This is a genomic window from Longitalea arenae (genome assembly GCF_016924755.1).
GTDB lineage: Bacteria > Bacteroidota > Bacteroidia > Chitinophagales > Chitinophagaceae > Niastella > Niastella arenae.
In genome coordinates this window covers 1-14,993 of record NZ_JAFFJX010000033.1, presented here as the reverse complement: position 1 = coordinate 14,993, position 14,993 = coordinate 1, and the positions used below count along the sequence as shown (strand labels likewise).

15 protein-coding genes are annotated in these 14,993 nt (G+C 36.0%); 10 read left to right on the top strand and 5 right to left on the bottom strand.

Annotated features, from left to right (window positions below):
• On the top strand, window positions 1-198 hold a 198-nt coding region (locus JT717_RS28080; protein ID WP_205514677.1), incomplete at its 5' end, for a hypothetical protein.
• Between the two features lie 231 nt (window positions 199-429).
• Here JT717_RS28080 and JT717_RS28075 read toward each other — a convergent pair.
• The 4 genes from JT717_RS28075 to JT717_RS28060 form a co-directional block, all read right to left on the bottom strand.
• Window positions 430-1,479 carry an IS481 family transposase gene (locus tag JT717_RS28075; protein WP_240348466.1) on the bottom strand — a complete coding sequence of 350 codons (1,050 nt, stop codon included), beginning with the start codon at window positions 1,477-1,479 and terminating at the stop codon, window positions 430-432.
• 109 nt (window positions 1,480-1,588) lie between these two features.
• The gene (locus JT717_RS28070) at window positions 1,589-2,458 is read right to left on the bottom strand and encodes a hypothetical protein (RefSeq protein WP_205514676.1); all 870 of its coding nucleotides are present in this window, start codon (window positions 2,456-2,458) and stop codon (window positions 1,589-1,591) included.
• Entirely contained in the window at window positions 2,451-5,222 is a 2,772-nt protein-coding gene (locus tag JT717_RS28065) for an N-6 DNA methylase (RefSeq protein ID WP_205514675.1), read from the bottom strand. Before JT717_RS28065 ends, JT717_RS28070 begins: the two co-directional genes overlap by 8 nt.
• Window positions 5,223-5,457: 235 nt before the next feature.
• The gene (locus tag JT717_RS28060; RefSeq protein WP_205514674.1) at window positions 5,458-5,991 is read right to left on the bottom strand and encodes a DUF6036 family nucleotidyltransferase; all 534 of its coding nucleotides are present in this window, start codon (window positions 5,989-5,991) and stop codon (window positions 5,458-5,460) included.
• A gap of 297 nt (window positions 5,992-6,288) precedes the next feature.
• Between JT717_RS28060 and JT717_RS28055 the strand changes: the two genes are divergently transcribed.
• The 4 genes from JT717_RS28055 to JT717_RS28040 all read left to right on the top strand — a co-directional run bounded on the left by JT717_RS28055 (window position 6,289) and on the right by JT717_RS28040 (window position 9,595).
• The gene (locus tag JT717_RS28055; RefSeq protein WP_205514673.1) at window positions 6,289-6,618 is read left to right on the top strand and encodes a DUF6922 domain-containing protein; all 330 of its coding nucleotides are present in this window, start codon (window positions 6,289-6,291) and stop codon (window positions 6,616-6,618) included.
• Window positions 6,619-7,501: 883 nt separating this feature from the next.
• Window positions 7,502-7,849, top strand: coding sequence for a helix-turn-helix domain-containing protein (locus JT717_RS28050; protein WP_205514672.1), 348 nt, complete (start codon window positions 7,502-7,504; stop codon window positions 7,847-7,849).
• A gap of 154 nt (window positions 7,850-8,003) precedes the next feature.
• Window positions 8,004-8,408 carry a hypothetical protein gene (locus JT717_RS28045; RefSeq protein ID WP_205514671.1) on the top strand — a complete coding sequence of 135 codons (405 nt, stop codon included), beginning with the start codon at window positions 8,004-8,006 and terminating at the stop codon, window positions 8,406-8,408.
• Window positions 8,393-9,595 (top strand): relaxase/mobilization nuclease domain-containing protein, encoded by a 1,203-nt coding sequence (locus JT717_RS28040; RefSeq protein ID WP_205514670.1) that lies wholly within the window; start codon window positions 8,393-8,395, stop codon window positions 9,593-9,595. The genes JT717_RS28045 and JT717_RS28040 overlap by 16 nt, the downstream gene beginning before the upstream one ends.
• Before the next feature lie 33 nt (window positions 9,596-9,628).
• Here the strand turns inward: JT717_RS28040 and JT717_RS28035 are convergent, their stop codons facing one another.
• Window positions 9,629-10,216 carry a plasmid pRiA4b ORF-3 family protein gene (locus tag JT717_RS28035; RefSeq protein ID WP_205514669.1) on the bottom strand — a complete coding sequence of 196 codons (588 nt, stop codon included), beginning with the start codon at window positions 10,214-10,216 and terminating at the stop codon, window positions 9,629-9,631.
• A gap of 92 nt (window positions 10,217-10,308) precedes the next feature.
• Here JT717_RS28035 and JT717_RS28030 point away from each other — a divergent pair, with 92 nt between their 5' ends.
• From JT717_RS28030 to JT717_RS28010, 5 genes are all read left to right on the top strand, one after another.
• Window positions 10,309-10,686 carry a hypothetical protein gene (locus JT717_RS28030; RefSeq protein WP_205514668.1) on the top strand — a complete coding sequence of 126 codons (378 nt, stop codon included), beginning with the start codon at window positions 10,309-10,311 and terminating at the stop codon, window positions 10,684-10,686.
• A 566-nt stretch (window positions 10,687-11,252) separates the two neighbouring features.
• Window positions 11,253-12,011 carry an HNH endonuclease gene (locus JT717_RS28025; RefSeq protein WP_205514667.1) on the top strand — a complete coding sequence of 253 codons (759 nt, stop codon included), beginning with the start codon at window positions 11,253-11,255 and terminating at the stop codon, window positions 12,009-12,011.
• Between the two features lie 102 nt (window positions 12,012-12,113).
• The gene (locus JT717_RS28020; RefSeq protein WP_205514666.1) at window positions 12,114-12,557 is read left to right on the top strand and encodes a hypothetical protein; all 444 of its coding nucleotides are present in this window, start codon (window positions 12,114-12,116) and stop codon (window positions 12,555-12,557) included.
• Between the two features lie 208 nt (window positions 12,558-12,765).
• Window positions 12,766-13,572 (top strand): Shedu anti-phage system protein SduA domain-containing protein, encoded by an 807-nt coding sequence (locus JT717_RS28015; RefSeq protein ID WP_205514665.1) that lies wholly within the window; start codon window positions 12,766-12,768, stop codon window positions 13,570-13,572.
• A gap of 45 nt (window positions 13,573-13,617) precedes the next feature.
• Window positions 13,618-14,379 carry a hypothetical protein gene (locus JT717_RS28010; protein WP_205514664.1) on the top strand — a complete coding sequence of 254 codons (762 nt, stop codon included), beginning with the start codon at window positions 13,618-13,620 and terminating at the stop codon, window positions 14,377-14,379.
• Window positions 14,380-14,993 lie beyond the last annotated feature (614 nt).

Below are 14,993 nucleotides of genomic sequence, written 5' to 3'. Positions count from 1 at the left end.
ACTAAATCAATGCTCTTATTTTTGACACCGCTCTGCACTCTTGTTGCCAATTTTTGTGTACTGGTTGTTGCCAAAAGTTCTGCACTTCTAATTGCCAAAAACTCTGCATTGTTGCTTACCGACTACAGAAATACTGCAGCCTGTGCTGGACAAAAAAAGAAAAGCCCAGATCAGGAAACGAAAAGTGATAAGCCTTAAAGATATAAAACCTAAAGATATCAACCTTAGTACCGATATTCTACAGTGGCTACTTGACAGTTGCCAGTACAATAATAACCTCGACGAAATGATAGTATCTTGTATTGTGGCGTTCAAAAAAAACGGGTTGGAAGAACGACAAGATTCCAGTATTTCTTGGTGTTCTAGCTAGTATTTGATCCGACAGTTTGAGGATTTTTTCTTTTTAGTTTTATAGGGTCAGGATATATTTTATGCCGCAGGTGGGACATCCTGTAGCATTTTTTGCTTTGCTAAAGGTAAGGTTTCTAAAAATGTTTGCATAGGAGTTCTGCCATAACAGTATTTGCCAGAGTGCGTACGCTGGTTATTATACTCTTCTAACCACAGATCCAGATCTGCTTGTAGTTCATCAAGTGTGTTATAGATTTTCTTCCTAAAGGTAACAGCATAGAACTCTTCCTGCATGGTTCGATGCAATCTTTCACAGATGCCGTTAGTTTGAGGCGATTTGGCTTTTGTTTTAGAGTGATCGATGTCTTCCAGGGCAAGATAGAGTTGGTATTCATGGTGCTCTCTGGCGCCACAGTATTCGGTTCCGCGGTCAGTGAGTATTCTAAGCAGATTAATGCCATGCTGCTCAAAGAAAGGAAGAACCCGGTCATTAAGCATGTCCGCTGCAATTAAAGCGTTTTTACGATCGTACAGTTTGGCTGTAGCCACTTTGCTATAGGTGTCAATAAAAGTCTGCTGATAAATACGACCAACGCCCTTAATCGTGCCCACATAGTAGGTGTCCTGGGCTCCGAGGTATCCGGGATGGTGGGTTTCTATTTCGCCATAGGCTTGCTTTTCCTCCTTGGCTCTTTCCAGGGCGACAACCTGGTCTTCGGTAAGTACCATACCTTCCTCGGCTGACTTGACCTCTAAGGCCTTTAAGCGTTTACGGATGGTTTCCAGATCATAGCGTAACCAGACACATCTGACACCTGCCGGTGAAATAAAAATGCCCTTCTTTTTCAATTCGTTGCTTGCCCTCAGCTGGCCATATGCGGGCTTCTCGATAGCCATAGCTACAACAGCCTCTTCAACAGATGGTTCTATTCGATTCTTTATGTTAGGTTTACGACGGCTGACTTCCTGCAAAGCCTGCTCACCACCTTGCTCATAAAGTTCTTTATAACGATAAAATGTGTCTCTGGAATAACCGAATAGTTTACAGGCCTGGGATACGTTACCTAATTCTTCGGCCAGCTTTAATAGGCCAACTTTACCTTTAATTAATTTAACTTGCGTGTTCATGATTTGACAGCTTTTGGGATTACTTAATTGTGTAGTTACTTTAAAGTTAATCCCAAACTGTCAGATCATATTGAAGCTATTTCACATAAACTGACCAAGTGTCGACCTATTAAAATTGCTTAGACCAAATTAAAAGCTCTAAAAGGTTATATATTAGCGCTCTTACTGTATAATTACTTACAAAATATGTTCGCGCAGGATCGTCATGAATATATTCTCCACAAGACCAATAAAGAGATTGAGCCAAGTAGTTAACTGTTTTGTTTTGATAAACAATTGTAGTTGGTTGATACGCACTGTCAAGATTACCATTTAAATGTTTCATCAATCTATTAAACTCAATCATGCCATTTGTTTTAAACATATTCGCTGGAACGACTAAAGGTGCTCTTTGGTGAATAGATTTGTACATCGCTTCTTGTATACCTCTAATATTGGCGAAAATCCCCTTATACTTATTAAAATCACATTCAAATAAACCATCTACAAATAAGTCTAATAATTGTTTCTCTGCAGCAGCAGGCATTTTTCCTTCACTAAACAGATGAAATACATCTAAATTTTGCCGTTTGATGCGAAGTGATTCAGAATGATCGATACAATACTTTAGTTTTATAAATAGCTTATCTAAGTCTTCAGGCGTCTTTTTAAATAACTTTTCCTGTTTGAAATAACGGCCAATGGATTCAAACTCTTTATCGTCTCCAGTTAAGATAAACCTTGGAAACCATCGGATATTTGCATCTAAATGACTCAATGCAACTGTAATAAAATCTGCATCCTCTTTTTCTTGGTCATCTCTGAGAAGGCATTTTATATCTAATACTACCGCTACAAACTTATGCTGGTATTTGGGAAGTACCTCCTTTAAGCCGTCAAAGCTTTTTTTATGAGCCACCAAAATTCCCTTTGATTTAGCGTGTTCAATAAATTGAATAGCGAAGTCTTCTCTATCATCAATAAGTAATACATTATTCATTCTCTTGCTTTTGGTTTAGGGGTATTTCAATAGTTAATGCAAATCCAGTTTTCAGGCCTTCTTTGACGGCAATCTCACCATTGTGAGCTTGTATTATTCTATATATATAATTTCCTCCAATACCAGAACCATTACTGCCCTGGCTTTTAACAAAGGGTGTAATAAAATCCTTGTAAGAAAGCTTAAATGGCTTTCCATTGTTTTGATAATCTATGATAGCAATACCACGCTCCTTACTCTGCTTGATTGCAAAGGACACTTTATGTCGTGTATGTGGGTTAAAATCCCTGAATGCATGCTTTTCTGCATTGATTAGTAACTGATCTAACATATCTCTAAAAGATGCCTTGCTGACCATTGATATAAAATGCTCTCCGCGGACTTCGATTTCAAAACGACCATTAATGTCTATTTTTTTCAGCCCCAAATAATCTGATATGAATTCAAGCAAATCAACATCTTCCATGTCTTTAGTTGTAAGCTTAAAACTCATCACTTTATTAACCGTCGTTAATACATCGTTTAATTGCAACGTATCATGTTGTAATTTTTCCACTATCTCGGCAAGAGAATAATCTTTAGCATCATTTATAAGGTGAGCAATTTCTTCATCTTTTTCATTACCGACTATGTTCTCTTTATATTTTGACAGGTTATTTTCTTCAACAATCCGCTTTACTTTTTTTACTTCTAAATCTATATTGAGCAATGTTGGCCTGAGCTGATGAACAAGAGTTCGTACAATATCACTTTCAGCCTGTACCTTTTCTTCTTTGTACCCTAAAAGCTTTATTTTTTCTTCAATTTTTAATCTCTCGGAAGCAATGATATTGGCCTTTTGTGTACGTACAAAATCCTCTTGAGATCGTAAGTCCACATAAGGAATGAGAAGTTGTTTAAGCCCTGAAATGCTTACATAAGGCATTACTGCTCCAAGCCTTATTCGTTTAAGTTGATCTTTAATGTATGCCGAATGTAGTTGATAATATAAATATTCCAGGTTTATGGCATTATCTTTTGGTGTTATACTATACACGCCACCATGAATTAATATGCTTTTTATTAGATCATTAGGTTTAAAGTAAGTAGGTTTCAGATTGTCTCCTATTCTTGCAACAAGTATGCATTCTTCTGTTATTAGACTCCTACTCAGCTTTGATTCATAATGGACTTTTGAGGTAATTTGTTCTTTTGTAAGATATATATTTAATATTTCAGTAGAAAGGTTTTCAATTTTGACATAAGGAATATCGCCATCATTAGCTATTCCCTTCTTTTCTACTCCTGTTCCAGAATGGATCTGCACCAAGTCACCAAGCAGTTTTCCACTTCCTTCGTCCAGCATTTCTTTTGTAAGGAAATAGGCCGCATCATATGCATATGCAGATAGATTAAAGTCCTTTAATAAATACCGGGTATCTACCACTTGTAACAGATCTCTATCTTCCACGGGTTGGGCATGGAACTGGAGAATTTCTTCTGTATTCAGGTCTAGCCCCTGTTTATCGGAACTTATGGCCTGTGCTCGAATAAATTTTATCTTATTTTTAATCGATTTGTTTGCATTGAGAACAAGAATCGCCGCTTTTGCCTCCGTATTTGGCCTAAGAGATCCATAAGGCAAACCAATCACGGATTCTATTAGGTCATTTCCTACTAAGAGTTTTCGCACCGCTAATTCTTTTCCTTTCTTAAAAAGAAAACTTTCCGATACAGTTAAAACTGCTTTACCATTCTGATTCAGCTTGGACAAAACATATAATAGTATTGCATTAAAACCTTTGCCCGATGTCGACAATTCAACTCCCCACATTCTTGACAAGTCAAGATATTCCTTTGATCCAGCAACGCCATCAATAGGTAAATCCCCAATAATGTAATCAAATCTCCTAGCATCATTAAGATCATCAAAACAATTCATTGCTTTTATCTCAACATCAAAGTAACCATGCATTTCCTGATTCATCAGGTTTAAAAGCGCAACTCTATAGTTCACTTCATAAGATGTTACTTTTAAAGTATTTTGCGCATAATTTTGTGCTTCAACCAGCAAGCCCCCAGTTCCGCTTACAGGATCGAAAATTGTCTTCCCTTTTTCAGGATCCAACAAGCCTATCATCAATTCTCTCAAGGAGTTTGGAGTATAGGTTATAGGAGATTTGTTACTATCTAAAGAGTTTAAATGAAGTAGGTATTCGAAAATATGTCCAAACACTTCATCGCTATATTGTTCGGTATTTACATGTTGAGTCAATAAATGGATTTCAGTTTCCTTATTCCATTTTGCTTTTGAAATAATCCTGCTATATTCAGCTAATATATGCGTGTAATCTAGCTTCGAATTTTCGATACCCGGGATATTTCTAAAACTCTGCATCCCCATGTGCTGCATAGCAAAATACCTTTTTCCATATTCTTTATTTCTGGTCTTCAGATTTTCAATTCGCTTAAAGTAAAATATGCAGGCTATAATAAACTGTAACTCCGATACAGGTAAAATGCCCCTTAGGGTATTTGCAGAATGCCAATAACTAGTTAACAAATCTTTCCAGTGAGTATCTGAAGTAATAAAAACATGCCCATTAATATTTTGAAATAACTCGCTGTATTGTCTTATTCTTGCCCTCACTTGATTAGCCTCAAGTTTCTTTTCATCTTTCCTTTTATATAGTCCGGTATTATTGATTTCAAATACAATATCCCGCACCGTAAGTGGTTTTCCTGATTTCAATAGTATATCTTCTATAGCCTCGTGTAACTTCATCGATAAAAAACGAATTTTAATTACCTTAATTTCATTCTTAAATTGTATATATTATTTCAACGAATCAGTTGACTTATTTGAAGCTTTAGGATTACCAGATTTATTACTCGATTTCTGAGCCATCCTCCAAAACTGAAACAACGAAGCATTATCTTCCATAAACTTTTTTAGCCTTTCCGCGGGCGATTTCGAAAGCCATATTTTTAATTGCAATTCTTTTATATGTTGCGGAGTATCATTCATGTTCAAACAAATTAAATGACTTCAAATTTAGCTTTTTTATCCAACTAGTGATGTAAGACCAATCTAATTGTTCAATTGCAGCCAGATTTTTGATATCCTCCATTTGCTGTGCGGATTGGAAATCTTGGATCCAAATGAGCTTTGAAATAAGTAAATCTTCTGGAGATACTACATAAATTGTTTTATCAAAGAAATCCACCTTTCGTCTTCTGCTAAATTCTTCCTGCCTGAAAGCTTCATCCTTCAATACCACAAAGTCTGCTTTGAAGCCAGATGCATGATCAATAATATTGAACATGCTACGTCTTTTTACAGCATCCTGTATGGCATCTTTATCACAATAATAACCTTCCTTAAACTGTTGAATAAAGCGATCAATATTCTTCGTCTCAAGGTGAATAATAAAATCAAAATCTCGTGTAGCTCTTGGGATGATGTATATACTCATTGCCACGCTACCTGAAAGCATATAAGGTATATTCGATTCATTGAGAACATCAGTTATTTTCTGAAAAAATGCTACCATATTGGGGACAAGTTACTTCAACTATGTCTTTTCGGCAAATAACTTTACTTAAAATATTGACTTGCAATAAATTACAACCCCACAAACCCGGTTTCTGCTGCTGACACTATTTATTTGTGCGTACGGGGAGTATGCGAAGTAAAAAGCCTGGCTTTCAACAGCACTATTTGGCGTCGATTGTTTTATCTTCGCTGTAAAAATCACTAATTTGCTTGAAATCGATTTCCGACATTTAATAAATTGCGGCCATCTTTAAAAGATGGCTTTTTTTATACTCGCTCAAAAACTAAATAACCAATGCTGCCACATTCGAAAAATGCTCAAGCCGCTAACCGGCCAAAACCTAATTTACCCAAGCATTTATTTTGGGACTGGAATTTTGATAAGATTGATTGGGAATTGGGACGTGTGTCTATTATTGACCGGGTCATCGAACGAGGCAATAAAGAACAATGGACGGAGATGATTAATTTTTATGGAGAAGATAATGTGATCAATGCATTAAAGACAGAGATCAAATATTTACCGGACTATATTATAGATGACGTGTGTGGTTATTTTAATCTTAAAATGGAAGAATTAGCATGTTACGAGCGTAAGAAGTCGAGGCGCGGGCATTGGATATAAAAAAATAATATTGATCCTGAACACCTTTAATCAAGAAAATACCGCATTGCCAGGATATGCCTTTGGGAATGTAAATCGTAAATACCGCAATGATTCAAAAGAAACTATTTAAACAACTCACAAATGGAAATCTGGTAGAAATTTTCCATAAATCAAATTCCTTTAATTATACTATTCGATTAACATTTGAATGGATTTTACTCCCTTCACAGCTATCATTGTATAGGAAATGATGTGTTTGATGAAAGCAACTATCAGAGCGAACAAATGGAAGATTTTGATAACTTCCAGGATTTCTTAAATAGACTTATTGAAAATTTTCCCGGCATAACTTACCCTTAAATCCGACTTATGTGGTCAGACAAGTATTATTATTTAAACATCTTCCATGACGAGGAATTGAGTGTCCATTGCAACACAAAGGAACTTATTCATTTTTTGAAAACAATGCCCGAGTTGAAGCAGACAGGCGATTTTACTTTTTCCAACAATTCTCGATTCCCGCTATCGATTAATTTTACTCTTCTTTATGCACGCCACCTTACCAGTTGGAGTGATCGATACGAATCAAGAAAAAACAAACCTAATAGCCATAGCATGCACAAAAGACAATCAGCAGAACTTTGAACAGGTCAAAAGCATATTTATCAAAATAGCATCTTTTGTAAGATGGTGACTGGCGGATGAACATACCGATGATGGAATTGAAAATTATATCATCTGGGAACCTAATCAGAATATATAAATATGTATAATGCAGCCGAAACTGGCGCTGGCTGAATTGTTCACTCCTTAAAAACAATTATTTTTCCGAGCCTCTGACCCCACTCTGAAATTTTCCCTTTCCGGTAACGGATATTTGAAGGATATAAAATTTTGCAAAATGAACAATGGACACAGCTTATATCCATCAAATATGAAACCGGTTTACCGGGACCAACTGGTTACCCAGGCAGATTTGACTGCATTTAAAATCAGTTTGCTTGAAACTATAAGGCAAATCCTAACGGAAAACAAGGCGCAGACAACTAAATGGCTTAAATCGAACCAGGTTAAAAAGCTACTAGGTATTTCTACAGGCACGCTTCAAAACCTGCGAAATAATGGCTCTTTGCCATACTCAAAAATCGGTGGCACCATATATTATAGTAGTGATGAAATAAACAAGCTGCTTCAAGAGAAAGGCAATTTTAACAGAGCTTCAAGCGTGGATTCAACCCAAGCCAAATAAAGAAATAAGTCCTATCAACAATATAAACCCCTACTGTCAGATCAGCGGTTGACCGTGCTTCGGGCGCACGGAGCAAGATGTAGTGTTGTAATCAACACGAGGCTGACTCGATATTTTATTGAACAAAATACAAGCACCTATTAATAATTATGTGATGCGTAAAGGGCAAATTAAAGGAGAAAAAGGGCTCACCTATCCCGTCATGACCCGGATCACTAAAGCCAAATATGATGAACTGAAGGCGATTGCCGCGAAAACAAAAGATGAAACCGTTAGCGGAGTGATCCGGAATATCATTCATAACCGCCCTGTGACTATTCACACCTATGATGAAACACTCGACCTGATGATGGAAGAACTCGCGGCACTCAGAGGTGAAATAAAATCGATCGGGATAAATATTAACCAGGTCACCCGGTTATTTAATACTTATCCGGAGGAACGCAGGAAAGAATTTTATGCAAAGATCGCATTCAACCAATATTTCGGTATTGAATCAAAGATCGACAGATTGCTCACCATTATTTCTAAACTGGCGAAAAGATGGTTGTCAGAATAAAATCCGGTAAATCCATTAAAGGCGCATTAAACTATAATGAAAATAAAGTAAAGCAAGGCACGGCTGATATTATCCTTTCATCCGGTTTTGCCTGTGATGTTAATGACCTGGGATTTTCTGAAAAACTAAAAAGGTTTACAGAACTAATCAAAAACAGCTCTAAGGTTACCAATAATACGCTGCACATTTCTCTGAACTTTTCACCTGGTGAAGAACTGGATACGGAAAAATTACAAAGTATCGTGATGGATTATATGGAAAGGATTGGCTTTAAAGGACAACCATATCTTATATACCGCCATGAAGATGCCGCGCATCCCCATGTTCAAAACGGCCGTTCTATCAACATCCATAACATTGGCAAAAGATTATCAGAACCTGCCCGAAAAGCCATTGAACAGGAATACGGGCTGATTGTAGCAGAAAGCAGGAAAAAAGCCCAGGCGCTTCCGTTGGAGCCCGTAAGGATACAAGCCGCTTATTATGGAAAATCTGAAACCAAGCGGATCATCTCAAATATTGTTCAGGAAGTAGTGGCGCGGTATAAATTTACTTCCCTCGATGAATTGAACGCTGTGCTCAGACAGTATAATGTGGTGGCAGATCGTGGATCTGTAAATAGCCGCATGTACAAAAACGGCGGACTTGTATACTGCATAATTGATAAGAACGGCTATAAAACAGGTGTACCCATCAAAGCCAGCTGTATTTATACAAAACCAACACTTACCGCGCTTCAAAGGAAATTTGATAAGAACCAGGTTACCAGGCTAACTTATCAAAAAATTGTACAGGCTAAGATTTTTGATGTGCTGTCATCAAAAAGTTCCTCTGTCGGCATGTTCCTGGCAAAACTCAAGGGAAAGAATATCCATTGCAGCGTTCAATATGAAAACGAAAAGATAAAAGACATCAGGTTTGTTGATCATGCTACCAGATCAGTATTTTCATGTGCAGATTTAGGAATTAGTGTACCTGCATTACTTAGCCGGCTTAACCATTCCCAACCAAAAGATATTGGCAAAATCAAAAATGAAATTTTCCGGGCGAATGAACAGCATACGTCGCCCGAATTAAATAACCCTGTTTTGCTAGGTCTATTAGAAAAGTTATTGGAATCAGAATCGCATCAGCCAGATCTTTCACCGGAGTTTTTGAGGAAAAAGAAGAAAAAGAGAACCCGATAAGTCAAAGCGCTGTAGCTAATGGCTTAATGCCTTTTAACCTTCGAGCAAGCACAAGCGCTTGTTAACTTCCCTGGTACTGCAAAAATATGGATTCCAGGTTTCGCCCGGCTGAAGACCTAACCATTCAATATAGCTTTCTCTTTCAGGATGGCCGGGCATATTAATTGATTGCAACATTTCGGCATATCCTCCCATTCCTCCACAATCCTCTGGCGGCCAGGCGCCGCTGCCTTCTAAGCAAAACGGACGTATAATATCATCAGTTATAGCTGACTCCCTAGTTATGGCATGTTGCCAATGATCGCCAAAATCATAGATATAAGTGAACGCTTTCCCATCTTTATTAAATACAGGTTTGATCTTATTACTTTTTGCATCCTTAATTACATACCCCTCACCAAGATCATTATCATAAGTTAATTCCTCGTAAGAAACCTTATCTTCAAAGCCGTTTTCAGAAAATCTGAATAAATGACAATTATACCATCCAAAAGCACCCAGGATGGCCATATGGAATTGGTAAAAAGTATAATAGTCCGGAACAAGTATACGCCGCCATACTATCGGTTCACTATTTACTAATTCTATATAAAACTGAATCCCTGCCATTTTTTTTGGCAAGATACTTATTTTAGTAATCTAGAATAAAACAACAAGTATGTAATCGCAACTATAAACAAAAGCTAATAAACAACTCGTATTACCTCGAAAACATGAATAACGACATAAAATACTCATCCTTACTCCAGGATTTTGCGCAACCGTTACTAACTGGAGATGAAACGCCTGACGCCGTTCTACAAAAACTTAAAGTGGCAGAATTAATCTGGAACCATTGCGTTGCAAGGGAAAATCAGTTGACAGTATTTGACATTTTGGATAAGGCCATTAATGATTCAAATGCCCGGCATCCTGAAATGAAGATCGTTTGTTCGATACTGCAGGAATTGAAAAAAGCTGAATTTAAGGAATACAATAATTTTATCGTTAAAACGGAGTACAGGATAAAACGAGACGGCTCTAAAACTATTTATGTCGAGTCTATACCGCCTGAAATAGCTAAAGAGATTTACAAGAATATTAAAATGTGAAAATATACCAGTTTTTTTTCTTTTCACTCGCCAATTAAAATTACATAGTTTCAATATGGAACAAAAACGAACTTATTGCAAAGCCAAAATCCGTGCTTCGAATTGGCGTTGCGGGTGAAAAGAAAGAAACGCGGATTGATCATTAACGGTTCTTAAGGCTGTACACCCAATTGGGTAAGTAACGGTCCATTATATGTTGTTTTAATTGATTAGAATCAATTTTACATTATTATCATGGAAAGTAATTTGGAAACCTGCTCGAATCTTTTTACTTTTTTCGCTTAACTGACCCTAAAAAAGATCAAATAGATGTAAAAGCAAAGAAGTCCTTACGTTTGTGAAAATATTCGTCGGTTAAGGATAGCAACGAACTTACCCAATTAGACCGGATCCCCGTTACAGGGGATTAGCTTATGGTGATATCAGCCGGATTGAAAATGGTCGGATGGATATACAATTTAGCAGTGTTATCAAACTTGCGGAAGGTCTATAATCATCAACGGCAGAATTATTTCTTTTCAAGTAGACGACAAAAAAATAATTTTATTTTTCAACTAGAATCGATAATGAAAATTTGTATTTGGTGCCGTGAAAATGAAGCTAAGGTAACTTTTACAAATGAGGCTCATATCTTTCCTCAATCACTTGGTGGCAAAAGAACCTGTAGCTCAGTTTGCGATAAGTGTAATCTATTTTTCGGTTCTAAACAAAATAGGTTACCATCAGTTGAACTTGCCCTAAAAGAACCTCTAAACATTTCACGTCTATTCCTGCTCAGTCAATTGAAAAAAAGTGACAAGATACCCAGATATAAATCAGAATACTTTGATTATAATATTAAGAAACAAACTATTAAGCCTAAATTTAAGTACACCTTAGAAAGCAAGTTTCAAACGGACTTTACAAAGCAATTTAAGCGAGGTGTTTACAAAATATTCTTGGAAGAAAGAAGCGAGAGTGTGGGCGATGCACTTGATAACAGATTCGATTTCATTCGGGAATATGCACGATATGGAATAGGTGACTATCCCGTAAATTACTGTAAACCTTCCATACCTGCGATTTTTGTATCTACACCCGACCTCGACAATCCTGTTATTAGATTTACAAATTTATCCGAGGAAGAAATGAAGCAATATGGTCATTATAGTTATTTTTTTATGACGCACACCTTAGCCATCCCTGTAATTCGTATGCATGAACTAACTTTTTATAATTACGAGAAATACATGTTGCATAATGAAAATAAAATGTATGTCGAATTAAAGCCAATAAACTTTATCTCTGATCTTGATTTTATTTTTTCATATGCTCTAGCAGATTAATCATGTTGGCCTTAAAAACAGGCCTAAAAGTTGAAATGTTTACCGTCTAGAAAAATGCAGGAAAAGTAATGGTTGTATATAGTTAAGGAATAAAATAATATTATGAGTAATGAATTCAATATTTTTAAATTAGCAGATGAGCATTCAAAAAAGTTCTTAAGCTCAGGTTTTATTTATATTCCTGACCTACTTAAATCCACCAATGAGCAGGGAGTGCTTTATGTAGAAATTGATCCTTATAAAATAGCATTGACACAGTTATTTGTTGATGGATATATAAAAGAGATAACGCCCAATTGTGGTAAATTTCATCTTACCGGAGAAGGCCGTGCCTTTATTTTAAGAGGCGGATACGCAAAAAAATTTGAAGACGAAGAGGAATACAAGAAAATTAGTTCAGAAAAGGTGAAAATTGATCTATTAAATGCAAAGCGAATTTACAAAAACTATTGGCTTACTAAATTAGTTGCATGGGTTGGAGCTATATCAGGAATTTTAGCTCTTGCCCTAACCTTATTAAAATTATTAGGTATAAAGCTTAACTAAGTTCATGAAATTAGGAATGGCAAAAGTTTATTACTATTGCTAAGCTTACAGAAGCGTTAGAGTTTGAAATGCATTGAGCTTATTAAATTAAGACGAATTAAAAAAAATAAGAAATCATAATATTATAAATGACGGGAAACCCTGGAATCTAAACAGGCAATTGAACATTGGTCAAAAGAACACCAAGCAATAATTTTATACCGAGAATATGACATTATACGACAGAGACTTTAACTTCATATCAGAAGACGAAAGATTGATATGGGAAGAATTAAAAAATCAAGAAAAAGTCTTCATAAACGGCCAGTTAAGTAATATTCGCAAATCACTATATACAAAATACCCCATTGCTGTCCGACATTTTTTAAGTTTATTCCCTAATAATTTTTTGGATTCTGTAGAATTAAGAAAGAAAACTGAATCTTTAATTGATAAGCTGGACAAATTTAGAATGCTGCTGGACAATTCAGCAGAAGAACGAAATATTTTAAATTTTATTAAAAGCGAGAACGCTTATTTTATTATTGGTTCAATTCTTCGGAATTATCGTTTTGGGCATCATGCTTTATATATTTTTCCTGAATTTATGCTACCCCCGAATTTTAAAGTAGACTATTTGCTCATAGGAAGAAATTCTGATGGACACCATTTTGTATTTGTGGAGTTAGAGAACCCCAATGGGAATATAACTAATAGTGATGGCTTTTTTGGGAAAACGATTAGAAAAGGAATTAAACAAGCAGATAATTGGGAATTATGGCTAGAAGCAAACTTTTCCAGCTTAAGACTCGTCTTCGAACAAGCGTTAGGCAAAAATGAACCATTACCGAAGGAGTTTACAGTTTTTGATAAAACAAGAATACATTTTGTAGTTATTGCCGGCAGGAGAAAAGATTTTAATGAAAAAACATATCGGTTGCAAAGAAATCATAGCGAACAACGTAAACTTCAAATTTTCCACTACGATAACCTAATAGACTTTGCAACAGAAGTCATTGGCAAACACGCATATTGAAAAGAACAGCATTTATCATTGCATAGAAATTGAATCTAGTAAATAATGGCAATAACAGACAAAACAAGAAAAGCTCTTTGGGCTCAATCTGGAAACAGATGCTTGTTATGTAGAATTGAATTAGTTCAAGAATCAGAGCACGAGAATGATAAATTAATTATTGGTGAAGAATGCCACATTGTTTCTTCAAAAGCAAATGGACCTAGAGGGGATACAACATTTATCGGTAACTATGACCACATTGACAATTTAGTTTTGTTATGCGCAAATGATCATAAAAGAATTGATGAATTGACCGAAATTTACACAGTTGAAAAATTAAAGTTATTTAAACTCATTCATGAGAATTGGGTAAAAACAACACTTGAAAGAGATGTTATTGCATTTACCAATGATAAAAGCAATATAAAAAGTTTACCCCAAGTTACAACAGGGAAAAAGATTATTGATATAATTAACGGCGCGCATCTATTCGATTTTCATCATGATGAATTATCAACAGAAAAAGAAGCTGAAATAGTTGGTGGATTACTTGAAGATTTTAAGGACTATGGTGATTTGTTGTCGGACATTGGTTATGCAGAAATCGCAAAGCTCGGAATAAGATACAATGATGAGTTAGAAAATTTAAAAAAAATGGGATTCATCTTATTTGGGCTCCGGAGAAAAATCCGGTTACGAAATGATAAAAAAGAGAATGTGGGTCTTTATGAAGCAGCATCCATAATAATAGTGAGAGATAATAATCCTTCTATCGTCAATAATTTTCTTATCGCTAAATTCCCAACTGATTTTAGTTTTTTTTAGCATAAAATCCCTGTTGTATGGTATTGAAATTAGAATTCAGTATATTTAAGTTTAAACAAACTCTTGCCCTCATTGCGAACCAAACGAGGAACCACCCTTCCCGTTGGTTGCAATCGAGATTAACATCTAAGCTCTTTAACACCACGCGAACCCCAAGGTGAACACTAAACCCAAGGCGCCTAAAAATAAACTGATACTCAATCGCTTCACCACCATATTAATCGGGCTGTCTGCCCGACTAATTGGACAAGGCAGCAGAAATGCTGCCTTGTTTGTTTTTGTCACTTTCTGAAATGCAGTTTAGTTGCGGGATTGTTGCCCCGACGAAAGAAAGGAATACATAAATATGTTCCTTTTTTATTCTTTCTTTATTTAGAACTTTCCAGCGAAAATAGAAAAAGCGGTCAAAACCGCCTTTTGCTTTTTGCTGTATAAGAAGCGCAACGTATTTTACTATACAGCTAGCTCGTTACTTTTAAAGTTTGAAGTAAGCATTCGGTACTGGACATAGGCAGATGAATAATAATGTCGGATATTTTTGTTGTCTAAAAATTTATTATGGAGAAGGTAATAACATCTGAAAAGCAACAAAATGTCCGTCATTCCAGCCAAAC

What these genes read in the sequence shown, in the direction of transcription:
- JT717_RS28075 (WP_240348466.1), bottom strand. Translation starts at nt 1,479, where the DNA reads ATGAACACGCAAGTTAAATTAATTAAAGGTAAAGTTGGCCTATTAAAG.
- JT717_RS28015 (WP_205514665.1), top strand. Translation starts at nt 12,766, where the DNA reads ATGACATTATACGACAGAGACTTTAACTTCATATCAGAAGACGAAAGA.
- JT717_RS28010 (WP_205514664.1), top strand. Translation starts at nt 13,618, where the DNA reads ATGGCAATAACAGACAAAACAAGAAAAGCTCTTTGGGCTCAATCTGGA.
- JT717_RS28055 (WP_205514673.1), top strand. Translation starts at nt 6,289, where the DNA reads ATGCTGCCACATTCGAAAAATGCTCAAGCCGCTAACCGGCCAAAACCT.
- JT717_RS28070 (WP_205514676.1), bottom strand. Translation starts at nt 2,458, where the DNA reads ATGAATAATGTATTACTTATTGATGATAGAGAAGACTTCGCTATTCAA.
- JT717_RS28045 (WP_205514671.1), top strand. Translation starts at nt 8,004, where the DNA reads ATGCGTAAAGGGCAAATTAAAGGAGAAAAAGGGCTCACCTATCCCGTC.
- JT717_RS28025 (WP_205514667.1), top strand. Translation starts at nt 11,253, where the DNA reads ATGAAAATTTGTATTTGGTGCCGTGAAAATGAAGCTAAGGTAACTTTT.
- JT717_RS28050 (WP_205514672.1), top strand. Translation starts at nt 7,502, where the DNA reads ATGAACAATGGACACAGCTTATATCCATCAAATATGAAACCGGTTTAC.
- JT717_RS28065 (WP_205514675.1), bottom strand. Translation starts at nt 5,222, where the DNA reads ATGAAGTTACACGAGGCTATAGAAGATATACTATTGAAATCAGGAAAA.
- JT717_RS28040 (WP_205514670.1), top strand. Translation starts at nt 8,393, where the DNA reads ATGGTTGTCAGAATAAAATCCGGTAAATCCATTAAAGGCGCATTAAAC.
- JT717_RS28030 (WP_205514668.1), top strand. Translation starts at nt 10,309, where the DNA reads ATGAATAACGACATAAAATACTCATCCTTACTCCAGGATTTTGCGCAA.
- JT717_RS28020 (WP_205514666.1), top strand. Translation starts at nt 12,114, where the DNA reads ATGAGTAATGAATTCAATATTTTTAAATTAGCAGATGAGCATTCAAAA.
- JT717_RS28060 (WP_205514674.1), bottom strand. Translation starts at nt 5,991, where the DNA reads ATGGTAGCATTTTTTCAGAAAATAACTGATGTTCTCAATGAATCGAAT.